This window comes from Streptomyces sp. NPDC002055 (assembly GCF_040296705.1).
In the GTDB taxonomy this organism is placed as follows: domain Bacteria; phylum Actinomycetota; class Actinomycetes; order Streptomycetales; family Streptomycetaceae; genus Streptomyces.
Genome location: NZ_JBEOXS010000081.1, coordinates 15,884 through 27,893, shown reverse-complemented (window position 1 = coordinate 27,893; position 12,010 = coordinate 15,884). Strand labels below are relative to the sequence as shown.

Genomic DNA, 12,010 nt, shown 5'->3' with positions numbered 1-12,010 from the left:
CGCGCGTCCTCCTCCGGAGGAACGACGCACGCCCCTACGGGGCGTTAAAGACGAACCCGCCTCCGGCGGGTGAAAACAATTCCTCCGGAATTGTTTTGTGAATTCCTCCGGAATTCACGCGCGTCCGGATTTGGGGATGCGCGTCAGCTCGGCGAGTGCGGGTTGAGTGTTGCGCGCCTTCAAACGGGCTGGCTACGGGGAAAAGTGAGGGTGTGCTTGTTCCTGAGTGCGAGTGGGGAGGGAAGTGACGGCCTGGCAGAACCTGATCTGCTGTCGCCAGACCGGTAGACATCGCGGGCTCATACCTCCAGATCCTACCAGGGTCACCCTTTAGAGTCCACTCCAGCCGAGTTGCTGCATCACTCCGTGATGCAGGGGTAGAGTCCGTGAAACTACGGCACCACCCCCACCGTTGGCGGGAACGCGAGCCCCCCAACCGCCAGGGCGGAGCGCACGTTTTGAAAAGACATCAGCCCCTGGTATTTCAGTACCTCACTACAGCCGAGGAATCACGAATTGGGAAAGCTGTCGACCTCAGCCAAAGAACGGTACCCCGGATATGGGAATGCCGAAATTCCGGCGTGCGGAGGTACCTGAGCCGAACGGCCCCTCGGGCCGGGCGGTGGACCCGCCCACCGGCCCGAGCCACGCTTCCTCCGTCCGGGGGCCGATGCACAGCTGCTGACGGGCTGCCCGCGGATGGATCCGAGGCCTCCCCTGTCCGGCCCCCGCCTGGCCGCCGCACGGAGCGGCTGGAGGGTGCAGGGCAGCCCGTAGGGGGCGCGCCTCTAAAGATCAGATAGACGCAAGCCTTTGACCTGCGAAAACGCGCGAGATCTATGCAGCCTGAGTGCATGGATCTCGGCCGGAGGTGACGAGTTGCATGCACGTAGGTGAATAGATCGTTCCTGTCCAGGGACACGCCCGCCGCGTGCATAGATCTTCTGCATAACATCGCAGATCTGCTATGTTATGCAGCCTCAACGATCATGAAGAAGGAGAGCCCGTGGCTCAGCCCTTGAGGCGCAGCGCGGAGGCGGCGGCGACCGTGCCGCGGCTGGCCCCTGCTCCGCCGCCCGCCGATGCCGTCAACGGCATGGAGACGGCGCAGCAGCTGGTGAAGGGGCTGTCCGCGCTGGCCAAGCGGGGCGGCACCTTCACCACGAAGGACCCGGTCAAGCCGTACGTCTTCTACGGCAAGCAGCACCTGAGTCTGTCCCAGGTGATCGAGGAAAACCTGTGGAAGTTCGATCTGAGCGCGACGTCGCGCAACGTCCTGGACTACCTCAAGACGCACCACGACCAGCAGGGCCTGGTGGAGATGACGCAGAGCGGCCTGGCGAAGAAGTACGGCTGCTCACAGTCGAAGATCTCCCGCGCTGTCGGCCAGCTGAGTCACCACAACTTCACGTGGCGGGAACGGCGTGGGGTGTACCGCCTCAACCCGCTCTACGCTTACCGGTGGGGCAGCGAGAAGCAGCTGCGTCTGGTGAAGTCGCTCAAGAAGACCCTGGTGGACCACGAGATCACCATTCCGACTGTGAGGAACGAGGCCACGCGATGAGCTCCGCTTCCATCCCTGGTTTCCACAACCCGGAGATCTTCGAGGTCCTGCCGAACGCCTGCCTGTCCCCAACGGCCCGCGACGTCTTCGACGTGCTCACCTCCCGCCAGGCGCCGGGCGGCCTGGTCAAGATCCGCCAGCAGGAACTTGCCGAGCGCCTCGGGCTGACCCAGTCCGTGGTCTCCCGGGCCATCAGTCAGCTGCGCGACAAGGGCATCATCAGCGAGCGGCAGCGCCGCGGTGAGGTCCTCATCCACCCGCTGCTGGCCGGCTACGAGTCGCTCAGCCACATGGTCAACCACCTCAAGGCCCCCGGCACGTTCGTGTGGCCGCTGAACTTCCCGACCGGCGACATCCGCCCGCCGCGCGCCCGCGACGCCCGCATCGGGACAGACTTCGACCCGGACCCAGACGGTGGTGAGGACGCCCCGCTGCCCGACGCACCACCCTCCCTGCGACTGGCCGGATGAACCGCGACTCCTGCCCCGCCACTGCCACGGCGCCCACCCCTACTGGGAGGGCGCCGTCGTCGTTCCCGGCCGCCACGCTGCAGCACGATGGTCGGCCCCGCTCGCGTCCCGGCACCGCGCTGCACCGCGTCGTGCTGCATGCAGCCGCTGCATAGATCTTCTGGCCCGCTGCAGGAGCAGTACCCGTGTCCGACTGGGCCGTGCGAATGCTGCGCTGCCTCCGGAGCCACCATGCAGCAGTCGGGCAGCATGACCAGGAGCACGGGCAGCACCTGGAGGCATACGACCCGCAGGCCGATCCCATGGTCGCCCGGTGGGAGCGCGAACGCTTCCAGGGGACCGCCGAAGAGGAAACCGCTGCAGCACCAGCGGTGGGCGCGGGGTGAGGGTGGCGCTCATTGGGCCAACGAAACGCTTTCAGGAGGCTGCTGGGGCTCCTGCGCGGGTGCTCTGGCAGCACAACCAGGTGTCGCTTGGCGGGCTGGCTCTCGTCGGGCCTGCGCAGTCTCAGGTGCCGGGATGGCCGGCCGTCGGTGGGCTGGCGCCGAGGTCGCGTTCACCCGTGGTTGGGCTGCCGGATGAGGCGGGGCGCGGTTGCGGTTCGTGCGACCTCAGCCACCTATACCTTACGGATACCAAGAAATCGCTGGTCAGAGACGTGCCGGTTCGGAGATCTGTCACCTCAGCCGGTACATAACGACGGAGATGTGTACCGGCTGAGGAGTCACATCGGCGCTGAAATGTCAGCCAGGCCGACAGTTTCCGGCGTGGAACGTCAGCGAGACCGACGTTCCTGGGGCGTTCCGTCAGGCGGTCCGCCGGAGCGTGCGGGGAGGAGATCTGTCCCCCCTGGGGGGACACAACACGCCGGAATGTCAGCCACGCCGACATATCTGTCGGTGTGGCTGACATACTTCTGCCGTCCAAGATCAGCGAAGTGGAGAGGCCTCGTGTCATCCGAGCCACAGCGCAGCCGTTCCGCACCGAAGCGCGCGCTGCGCCGCCCGGAGCTGCCCGTTGATGATGAGATCCAGGCGTGGTCCAGGCCGGTTCAGCCGGTTGAGGATCTCGATTCCTTGGCTCGCCGCTACCCGCGCCGCAAGGTGTCGCTCGGCGGCGAGCGCAAGCCGATGGAGTTCTACGACACGCCAGAGCGCCCCAAGGCGTTCTCCATGGACTCGCTGGAGTTCTTCTTCCTGATCGCGCAGTACTTCCGTGAGGCCCTGCCGTTGCGGCTGATCCTGCTGATGATCGCCTGCCAGAAGGCCGGCGGGCAGATCCGGCTGACGCAGGAGGAGATGTCGACGGTGCTGGATGTGCACCGAGGGAAGATCAACGAGGCGCTGCAGGAGATCATGGGTCATGGCATCGTCTTCAAGGTGCGCCGTGGTGTCTATCAGTTCAACCCGCCCTACTCGTATCGTGTAGCGGAGTTCATCCCGGGCACGGAGCTGGTCGAGGCCGAGTATGTGCAGGTCGACCAGGACAAGGCGATCGCGAAGATCCGCAGGGATGAGAGCCTGCCGGATCTGGTGCGGTTCCCGTCGCTGGAGCACATGCGTGAGGCGATCGAGGAGCTGCGGAAGCAGCGGGCCGAGGAACGCGCTGCACGCCGACTGGCCCGTGCGCAGCGCCAGGAGGAGGGATCAGCCCAGTGAGTACCTTGAAGTGGTCGGCGACCAATGCTGACGGTCTTCTCGCCGACCTGGACCTGCCGCCCGCCGCCTACCGGGCGCTGCTCAAGCTGCGGGGGCGCAGCGAGCCGGGGGGCCGCATCGCGATGGACCAGGCCACTCTGGGGAAGCTGCTCGGGCTGAGCCGCCCCAGCGTGAACGCCGCGCTGCGGGAGCTTGAGCTGGCCAAGCTCGTCAAGAAGGTGCGCAACGGCGTCTACCAGATCAACCCGATGCTGGCCGGCTACACCTCCCCCGAGGATGCCGAGGCCGCCGTCAGGACGATGCCCAAAGCCGACCGCCTGGACAACAAGGGCTACCTGGCGAGCTACCACAAGGCCGTCGCCGCCTACCAGGACCAGCTCGCCGAACAGCGCAAGAAGCGGGCCGCGCTCGTCGCCGCGAAGAAGGCGGCCGCGGACAAGCGCCGCAGCTCGCTGCACGCCGTCGGCTGACCCGGCGGCCCGGCCTCGACGGACATCGGCGCTGCACCGTTCAACAGCAGCGGCAGCGGCCCGAACCCACCCCAGGTTCAGGCCGCTGCTGCGTGCTTGCTCAGACAGCCCTCGCCGCCCACAACACCACCGAGGGGCCTGAACGGCCCTCCAGCGGGCTCCTGGTCCCGCGAAGCCACCAAGGCGCTGCACCCCCGGTGCGGCGCCTTCTTCGCGTCCGCCCGCGATCAAGCCGGTAGCACTGGCTAAACCGCTTTGTTCTGGAGGAGCAGAACACGCGGCGGGCGCCCGCGTGCGGGAGTTCCCGCCGCGACCCGGAGCACCGGTACCACCAGGTGAACCGGTTTGTTCTGCTCCTCCAGAACAAAGCGCGGCCGCGGAAGCATGGCCGGGCCATGCCAAATTAGAACGAAGATCCGATTTGGCATGTATTGTCAGTGCCTGCCTCTAGCCTCGCCTTCACGATGTGACGCATCGCCAACTTGGAGGCAACGATGGCAGTTGAGCGGCACTGGCTGGACGTTCCGTATGCGGACAAGGACGAGGCCAAGAAGAGCGGGGCCCGCTGGGACGGGACCGCGAAGCGCTGGTATGCACCCCGCCCGGAGATCCCTGAACTCCAGCGGTGGACAGCAGCCCCGGATGTGCCCGCCCTGCTGCCCGGGGAGGACCGGACACTGGGCAACGGCCTGTTCGTCGACCTGGTGCCCAGCACCTGCTGGTTCACCAACGTCCGCTTCTGCGTGGACAAGAAGGACTGGGAACGTCTCCGCCGGATGATCACACGCCGGGCCGGGCAGCGTTGCGAGGCGTGCGGGGCGGAAGAAGACCGTGATGCCAAGCGGTGGCTGGAAGCCCACGAACGCTGGACCTTCGACGACACCACTCGAGTGCAGACCCTCAAGCGGCTGATCTGCCTGTGCACCGACTGTCACACCGTCACGCACTTCGGCCTCGCCCAGGTCCGCGGCATCGAAGCACAGGCCTTCGCACACCTGATCAAGGTCACAAAGATGACCGAGCCCCAGGCTCGCCAGCACGTCCGAGCCGCCTTCGCCCTGTGGCAGCGGCGCTCGGCCACCACCTGGGAACTGGACCTGAACATCCTCACCGACGCCGGGATCACCCTCGCACCGCCGCCAGGAGCTAAGGACCGGGCCGGCGTCGCGGAGGACACCCTCCGCGGAGCCGGCGGCAAACCGGCCGTGCCCCATCAGTGCGGCTCCGACTCGGTCATCCGCCGTACGCTGGGGCGTCGGTAGGAAGACGGCGGGCCTGCAAGCAGAACACGCAGGCCCGGCGGAGGCACAGGAATCGAACGGTCCCCCGGGGCCGGCGGAACTGAGTTCCGCCGGCCCTGACCATGCCTCATTGCCCCGCCCCCGTCACGGCCTGCGCCGTGACCAACCCGAAGGTACTGCCGGTGGCGGCGGGGTTCGTGTGCATAGAGAGCGCAGCCGCAACAAGTCTTTGACCTGCGGAAACGCCGAAGAGATCGGTATCCTAGGATGCCGATCCATGGCGCTGATGGTCATGCTGCCTATGGTCATCGAACGAACCCGAGGGTTCCTTCGGGCGTCCTGCGCGACATGACGGCAGGAGTAGGCGCCGACCGACAAGCGGCAGCACCCCGGGTTGGCTGCAGGGCGCTGCTGCTTGCTGGTCAGGCTTCGACGTAGGCGACGATCGTGATCGTGCGCAGGGCGGTCATGTAGTAGATCACCCGGACACCGTCGACCTCGTCCGAGTAGTCGCGCAGCAGGGTGTCAGGCACCGGCGCGCCGAGCTCGGGGTTGACGCTGATGGCGACGATGGCGCGGTCCAGGCGGTGCGTCTCGCCGGCGGTGAGTTTCGCCAGCTGGGTGAGCGCGGGCTCCACCAGGACGACGCGGGCCCGCCGCGCTGCGTGGTCAGGCGACACGGGACTGCTCGTCGGCCAGGCGCTCCAGGTGGGCGTCGCGGGCGTCCTCCCACAGCACGCCCGACTCTGCGGCCGGGTAGCCGTGCTCGGCGATGTCCTCCAGGACGGAGGCGAGGACGTCGACCTTCGCGCGCTGGTCGGCCGCGTAGGCCCGGACGGCCGCGGCGGTGTGCTCATCGAGGGGCTGGCGGGCGGGCGCGGGGTCCGGCTGCTGGCTCATCCAGGGCTCCTGGGCTGTCTCTGTCGTGTGCCGCTCACGGTATCGCCGGACCGGCCCCCGCGGGGCGAGACGGACGGAATCCCCGGCTACCGGGTCTGGGGTATATCCGCCGGAGAAGTTCCGCGCGGGTAAACGAGATATCGAGGTGTTCGCCGTCTCGAAAATCGATGCACAGGCCCGTGTAGGCGCCGTCTCAGTCGCGTAGATAGGAGTCGGTGAATGGTCTTCGCTAATTCGTGGAATGCTGCTGAGTCAGCCAGTTATGCCTCCCTCGGCCCGGCGGTGTCCAGTACAGTAGACGCGTTTATCCAGGGTTTTTGTGGCCGCCGGGCCGGTTCTGCCTGCCCGGGGTCTGCGAGGCGCGGTGTTCGGGGTGGTGTCGGCGGATGGGGCCCGGATGCGGGCCGTCGGCGGTGGCCGCCTCGCGGCCGTCGTTGTTCCGTCCGTTTGGTGCGGAGCGTCGTCGTCCAGGGCGCGGGGGGCGCGAAGCATACTGATCACGGCGGGCGCCAGTGCCGTCACGTCGTCCTGGCGTCCGCCTTCGGGGACACGGCAGAAGTCGCCTTCCGCCGCCTCCAGTGGGCACAGGAGCGGTCCATGGGCGCCGCGCCGTGTGCCTGGGCCGCTTCGGTGGCTCCGTTCCTTGTCCCGCCCGTTCGGGTGGGACAAGGAACGGGTGGAGCGTCGGCACCGCGTTCGCCCCTCTCCATCGCCGATGATGAGCTGCGCGGGACGGGGCCCGGATCGCCCTCTTGCCGGCCGCAGCTGGTGACGCTGCCCCCTCCGGCCGCCCGGGAGGACCCCAAACGCCGGGCCCCGTCCCGCTGCCTCGATCGGGTGCGGTGATCCTCTGGGGCCGGCTCGATGGGCCGGGCCTGGTCGGCGGTGTCATTGACGACGTATCTCCTCGACCAGAGCCCCCGGGGGGAGCTTGCTTCCCCCGGGGGCGGTACCCACTTGGCACGGCGGGCAGACAGGTTTCGAGGTCGGTACCTGTCTCCTCCATTTTCCGTCTCCTCGCGGTGTCTCGCACTCGGGACCTGCGGGAAGCTCCGGCAGGAGCACGTCGGCCTGACCGGCTTGGCGCGCTCGCGTCACCCGATTGGGTGAGAAGAGATCAAATCGGAGTGGACCGAGGAGCGCTGCACGACACTGCGGTCCGTGGCAACCTCTTCTTCCGCCCTCAGGGCTCCGATGATCGTCATGCTCTCCCTCCTTGCTGCCTTCCTCACCTCCGGCTGTGCTGTCGTCAATTCCCCGCCGCGGCACTCCGAGCGCCTCCAGAAGGCGTCCGGGCTGAAGGTCTTCCAGGTCGACACGACGAAGGAACTGTGGGAGAAGACCTCGGAACAGATTCCGTACGACCAGCGGGAAGCACCGATCGACGCCAAGACGAAGAGGCTGAACAACGGGCTGCTGCGGATCCAGCTGTCGGGGGTCAGCCTCGCGAACTACATGCGGCAGCTGGATTCCGACGCGCACGGAGGCCCCGGCAGCGGTGCGCCCTGGGCGCGGTCCCGGGAAGCGGAGTCGATCCGCATGTACGACGAGATCTCGGGTGTTCTGGACGGCATCACCAAGCGTCCCGGTCCGAAGGAACCGCCGCTGCGAGTGGTCGTTGACGACGCCTTCATCGACGCGAAGCACACCGCCTCACCGAAGTAGGAACACCGCGCGCAGAGCGGCAGCCTCGGCTGCTGCGGCCTGGGGGCGGGCGGTGCCTCCTCCGCCGGGCGGTCGTCAGATGCGGAGCCGTCGCTCCTCGGAGGCGATGAACTCCCGGCGTGCGTAGGCCCGGACCGCGTCCCGCTCGGCGCCCGTGCAGCCGTTCTCCAGGGCCGCGGGGATGTCACCGGTGGTGCTGGTCCCGTGCCGGCTGTCGTGACGGACCAGCTCGCCGGCGACGTCGGAAGCGTCGGTGCGCAGCTCCACGTCCCTGGGCACCGGTCGGGCATCCTCCTGGTAGGGGCGCGGGAGGTAGTTGCCGTGGCCGTGGCACAGGGCCAGGGCATCCAGCACGGCCGCGGCCGCCAGCAGATCGTCCCGGCACTCCAGGGCCAAGCCGTTGACATCGAAGTCGATGAGGTCCTGGCGGCCGGCGGAGTGCGCAGCAGCCAGCCGCTGGCGGTCCAGGACGTGCATGTACAGCAGCGCGGGGACGAGTTCGCCGATGCGGACCAGGTGCTTGCCGTACGCGGCCTGCGCCGCCCGGCTGGTCGACCAGCCCGGCCACGGCTCTTCGGGGGAAGCTCGGTGAGCACTCATATGCCGGGAAGCTACCCACCCCACCGCTGCAGCGGGGGCGGAACGGGCCATCCGACTCCGGGCCCGGCCGACGGGGACCCGTTGACCGGGGTGCCGTGGCACCCCGGACTGTGCAGGGCCAGCTCAGAAGTTGGCCCGCGCGACGCCGCGGACGAGCTGACCCAGGACGTCCAGGATCCCCTCCCCCACCGGAGTGGGAGCGATGAGGACTCCCAGCGCGAGGACGGTGATCACGGTCAGCTTCTCGTCGAACCGGCTCCGAGCCTCGGTACGGCGGCGCAGCCGCAGGACGACGATGATCGCGAGCAGCAGCGTCACGTTGATCGTCAGCAATCTGCCAGTCCTCCCACCCCGGGCCCCGGACCGGACGCCCAGGGGCCTCGAACCCGTGCTGCTTCAGCCCTCCTGTGTAGCGCGGGGCCGCCGGCGCTGCGCCGGTTTTCGCGGTGCTTGGCAGAAAGCGATCTTGCTGGCTGGATCCCGCCGCCCCGCGCTCGCTGCTGACACCGGTCTCGGCGTCACAGCCGGCTGCGACCGGCGGCGTCGGCAACCTGGGCCCCGCGGCTCCGCTGGCGACGATGTTCGCCGGAAGGTTCGTCGGAGGGCCGGCAAGCACGAAGGGCGCCCGGGTGTCCCGGGCGCCCTTCGCTTAACGTCTGAACCCTGGGGGTATGGCCTGCCGCGTCGGGGCTACCAGGGACCCGGAGCTCCCGCTCCGCGGCAGGGCCCGCGCCGACATCGATCAGGCCCGACAGCGCGCCCGGGGGTATGACACCGTCACCCCGCGCGGAAAGATCATCGCGGAGCTGAGCTTCGGCTTCTGGCGCTTCCTGCTGGCCCGCCAGTACAAGACCAGCCTGTAGCCCGACCTCGCGGGCGCCTTATGATCTTGCTCCGTGAGTGATCAGCAGAATCGTGGTGTGCGGGGTGGCTGGCTGGCCCGCTTCCTTGAGCGTCGGCGGGACGCTCGTCGCAGGTGGGGGCCGCGGCGGTTGTCGTGGGATGAGGCAGCAGAACGGGCGGCTGACGATCTGTGCGGCGGGAGTCGGCGGGAGCGGCCACGCCGACGGTCTCCGGAGGAGGCTGCCGAACGCGCCGCCGACTACCTGGAAGGCCGGTAGGAGCGGCCCCTGTTCAGCACAGGATGTGCCGCCCGTAGCGCACCAGGATCTCGGCGAGCGGGCGGTGGCAGACCTCGCAGACCGGTTTCCCGTTCGTGGGCCGGGGCCCCGTCGGCCGAGCCGGTGGCAGCGGGGTGGGCTTCCAGGGCCTTGCCGGTCGGGCTGCGGCTTCGTGGCGCCGCCGCGCGGCCTGTTCCTGCTGGCGCCGGGCCTGGTCGGCCTCCCGCCGTACGCGGGCAGCCTGTTCGGCCAGGCGCTCGGTCAGTGCGGGCGGGAACGTCACGCCGGCGGCGTTCAGGCCGAGGTCGGCGAGCGGTAGGCGCTCACAGACGACCCTGTCGCCGGCGCACGGCGGGTGGTGCGGTCCGAACAGGCGCAGGTCCTTCGTCCACCACTGCGGGCCGCGCTCGTGCGGCTGCCCCAGCCGGGCCTCGGCTGTCTCGTCGCGGTGGTGGAGCGTCCAGGCCGGGGTCCCCTCGGCGAACAGCACGTGCGGGATCCGGGTGTCCGGGCGCATGAACCACACGTCCCGCACCCCGGCGGCGGCGTAGTCGCGGTGCCGGGCCTGCCACAGCTCGTCGGTGATCAGCTCCCGTTGGGCCTCCAGCGCCAGGCAGGCACCGTCATCGAGGACGACATGGACATCCGCACGGCGGTCGCGGTCCGGTGTCCACTGCTCCAGCTGCACCTGGGTGACGTTGGGCAGGGAACCGGCCCAGCGGGCGAGGCGGTGCTTGGCGTTGATGTGCCAGACGGTTTCCCGGCTGTGCCCACCAGGCGGGGCGGTCCCGGCCGGGTGCGCGAAGTGCGGCCGGACCTGGCCGCCGATCCGGCCCCGGGCCAGCAGCGGCGCCTTCGTTCCCGCCGGGGCGTCGATGCCGCGCCAGCAGTAGAAGCACACCAGCGTCTCCCGCCGCCCGTACCCGAGCGCCCGCCACTGCTCCACGGGCCTCTCGCCGATGTGGACCTCAGTCTGCGTCTCCAGGTCGAACCCCACCACCAGCAGATCATCCAACAACGGACACTCCTCTCAACTCACCCGAAGCGTGTACGCAGAGGATTGCAAGGAGCCCTGACAGTCCCTCCTCTCAAGTGCGCACAGCAGAACTGCATTCGGGCAGATGCTCGGTCGCGAGCGTGGCCTTCGACCGGATGGGCGCGTTGGAGAAACGCCCCTCGGCCTCGGTGCTGGTGAGCTCTCTGTCCACATAAAGTAACGCCTGAGTGCTTTGTGACCTGAGTCGCCAGATCCGGAAGGGGCATCAATGAGCTCCGCGAGGCAGACCGTCAAAACCGTGCACAACGATCGGGTACAGCTCACTGAGGCGGAAAGAGCGACGATCGAAGTCCTCAACGCCTCCTCCTTCGCAGATGACAGTGTGCCGGATGGCTACGACGCGCTCGCAGAGTTGCGCAAGTCGCTCACCAAGGAGACCCGCGAGGCGCTGGGGTCCGCGATCCCGGATCTCGAGGAACGTGGTCGCGCTCAGATGGAGCAGATCAGGCCTGAGCTCGAAAAGCTCAAGGGCACCGCGTGGCCCGCGCATGACGTCAGGCCGTTGGAAACTGACGGTGTCGGGTACCCCAACCATCCGCCAGTCGACGTTGTAACGCGGCGCGGTGGTCTCATTCCTTTCCCCCACCCGGTCGAACCATCTCTGCAGCAGCCACCGCACGTTGGTGAGCTGTGGAAGGCCACGACTAGCGGGTTCGCACAGGCACCGGGCGATGCCCTCATCTACGACATCGACCACGAACCCTGTCGGATCTTTGGACACATCGGCTACGCCAGCGACGCCCCCTCCACGGGCACGGCAGGCCTCGCAATGACGTTCATCCTCCCGCCCGAGCGAATGCCGAGGACGAGCCGGACGGTCTTCGAGGTCCGCCCCGTGCTGCGACTTGGCGGCTATGTCTCGGGCTGGACCGGTCCGTATCACCCGATCTTTCACGCGGACGACAAGCGGTCGAAGTTGTGGCGATTCCTCGAGGTGACGTACACCCTCAGCTCCGGCGAGCGGCTGGCTGGGGACTCGCGGTACGACGATGTCTTCCTTCTCGATAACGTCTTTCCGGTGGGCCAGGCGAGTCGCAGTGAGTTCTTTGCCTGGGTTCCGGTCCTGACGTTCACGGCGAACATGGCCGACCTCCGCCGGCGTGGTGTCTCGATCATCGCGCGGACCGCGCTTCGCTACGACTTCCAGCTCGAGGGCGAGAGTGACATCTGGTTCCGCCGCCGCTCTGGCTCGGCCAGCGAGTCCGTGCCGGCGTTCGACAACGCGCTATCGTTCCGCTGCGACCCGGGCTTTGTTCCGGTCTGA

General features: G+C 68.2%; 14 protein-coding genes. 9 read left to right on the top strand and 5 right to left on the bottom strand.

What is annotated here, in order from left to right:
- Positions 1-1,006: 1,006 nt before the first annotated feature.
- The 6 genes from ABT112_RS31735 to ABT112_RS31710 all read left to right on the top strand — a co-directional run bounded on the left by ABT112_RS31735 (position 1,007) and on the right by ABT112_RS31710 (position 5,424).
- Positions 1,007-1,564, top strand: coding sequence for a replication/maintenance protein RepL (locus tag ABT112_RS31735; protein WP_351515246.1), 558 nt, complete (start codon positions 1,007-1,009; stop codon positions 1,562-1,564).
- Positions 1,561-2,034: a helix-turn-helix transcriptional regulator gene (locus tag ABT112_RS31730; RefSeq protein WP_351515245.1), complete on the top strand. Its 474-nt coding sequence runs from the start codon at positions 1,561-1,563 to the stop codon at positions 2,032-2,034. Before ABT112_RS31735 ends, ABT112_RS31730 begins: the two co-directional genes overlap by 4 nt.
- A gap of 185 nt (positions 2,035-2,219) precedes the next feature.
- A complete protein-coding gene (locus ABT112_RS31725) occupies positions 2,220-2,420 on the top strand; it encodes a hypothetical protein (protein WP_351515244.1) in 201 nt (66 codons plus the stop codon).
- A 564-nt stretch (positions 2,421-2,984) separates the two neighbouring features.
- The gene (locus tag ABT112_RS31720; RefSeq protein ID WP_351515243.1) at positions 2,985-3,692 is read left to right on the top strand and encodes a hypothetical protein; all 708 of its coding nucleotides are present in this window, start codon (positions 2,985-2,987) and stop codon (positions 3,690-3,692) included.
- Positions 3,689-4,162 carry a helix-turn-helix domain-containing protein gene (locus ABT112_RS31715; RefSeq protein WP_351515242.1) on the top strand — a complete coding sequence of 158 codons (474 nt, stop codon included), beginning with the start codon at positions 3,689-3,691 and terminating at the stop codon, positions 4,160-4,162. The genes ABT112_RS31720 and ABT112_RS31715 overlap by 4 nt, the downstream gene beginning before the upstream one ends.
- Before the next feature lie 494 nt (positions 4,163-4,656).
- Entirely contained in the window at positions 4,657-5,424 is a 768-nt protein-coding gene (locus tag ABT112_RS31710) for a DUF5710 domain-containing protein (protein WP_351515241.1), read from the top strand.
- Positions 5,425-5,825: 401 nt separating this feature from the next.
- Here the strand turns inward: ABT112_RS31710 and ABT112_RS31705 are convergent, their stop codons facing one another.
- Both ABT112_RS31705 and ABT112_RS31700 read right to left on the bottom strand, forming a co-directional pair.
- Positions 5,826-6,083 (bottom strand): hypothetical protein, encoded by a 258-nt coding sequence (locus ABT112_RS31705; protein ID WP_351515240.1) that lies wholly within the window; start codon positions 6,081-6,083, stop codon positions 5,826-5,828.
- On the bottom strand, positions 6,073-6,303 hold the full coding sequence (locus ABT112_RS31700) for a hypothetical protein (RefSeq protein WP_351515239.1): 231 nt from the start codon (positions 6,301-6,303) through the stop codon (positions 6,073-6,075). Before ABT112_RS31700 ends, ABT112_RS31705 begins: the two co-directional genes overlap by 11 nt.
- Before the next feature lie 1,161 nt (positions 6,304-7,464).
- Between ABT112_RS31700 and ABT112_RS31695 the strand changes: the two genes are divergently transcribed.
- A complete protein-coding gene (locus ABT112_RS31695) occupies positions 7,465-7,968 on the top strand; it encodes a hypothetical protein (RefSeq protein WP_351515238.1) in 504 nt (167 codons plus the stop codon).
- A gap of 75 nt (positions 7,969-8,043) precedes the next feature.
- On the opposite strand, the gene ABT112_RS31690 is transcribed toward ABT112_RS31695, so the two are convergent.
- Together ABT112_RS31690 and ABT112_RS31685 are read right to left on the bottom strand one after the other, a co-directional pair.
- Complete coding sequence (locus ABT112_RS31690; protein WP_351515237.1) at positions 8,044-8,568, bottom strand: hypothetical protein; 525 nt, start codon at positions 8,566-8,568, stop codon at positions 8,044-8,046.
- 123 nt (positions 8,569-8,691) lie between these two features.
- Positions 8,692-8,901, bottom strand: a complete 210-nt coding sequence (locus ABT112_RS31685; protein WP_351515236.1) for a hypothetical protein — start codon at positions 8,899-8,901, stop codon at positions 8,692-8,694.
- 338 nt (positions 8,902-9,239) lie between these two features.
- Here ABT112_RS31685 and ABT112_RS31680 point away from each other — a divergent pair, with 338 nt between their 5' ends.
- Complete coding sequence (locus tag ABT112_RS31680) at positions 9,240-9,431, top strand: hypothetical protein (protein WP_351515235.1); 192 nt, start codon at positions 9,240-9,242, stop codon at positions 9,429-9,431.
- A gap of 271 nt (positions 9,432-9,702) precedes the next feature.
- On the opposite strand, the gene ABT112_RS31675 is transcribed toward ABT112_RS31680, so the two are convergent.
- Positions 9,703-10,707, bottom strand: coding sequence for a competence protein CoiA family protein (locus ABT112_RS31675; RefSeq protein ID WP_351515234.1), 1,005 nt, complete (start codon positions 10,705-10,707; stop codon positions 9,703-9,705).
- 247 nt (positions 10,708-10,954) lie between these two features.
- Here ABT112_RS31675 and ABT112_RS31670 point away from each other — a divergent pair, with 247 nt between their 5' ends.
- Positions 10,955-12,010, top strand: coding sequence for a hypothetical protein (locus tag ABT112_RS31670; protein WP_351515233.1), 1,056 nt, complete (start codon positions 10,955-10,957; stop codon positions 12,008-12,010).

Excerpts from the sequence above, each read along its gene's own strand:
- ABT112_RS31670 (WP_351515233.1), top strand. The coding sequence starts at position 10,955 with ATGAGCTCCGCGAGGCAGACCGTCAAAACCGTGCACAACGATCGGGTA.
- ABT112_RS31710 (WP_351515241.1), top strand. The coding sequence starts at position 4,657 with ATGGCAGTTGAGCGGCACTGGCTGGACGTTCCGTATGCGGACAAGGAC.
- ABT112_RS31730 (WP_351515245.1), top strand. The coding sequence starts at position 1,561 with ATGAGCTCCGCTTCCATCCCTGGTTTCCACAACCCGGAGATCTTCGAG.
- ABT112_RS31700 (WP_351515239.1), bottom strand. The coding sequence starts at position 6,303 with ATGAGCCAGCAGCCGGACCCCGCGCCCGCCCGCCAGCCCCTCGATGAG.
- ABT112_RS31680 (WP_351515235.1), top strand. The coding sequence starts at position 9,240 with ATGGCCTGCCGCGTCGGGGCTACCAGGGACCCGGAGCTCCCGCTCCGC.
- ABT112_RS31690 (WP_351515237.1), bottom strand. The coding sequence starts at position 8,568 with ATGAGTGCTCACCGAGCTTCCCCCGAAGAGCCGTGGCCGGGCTGGTCG.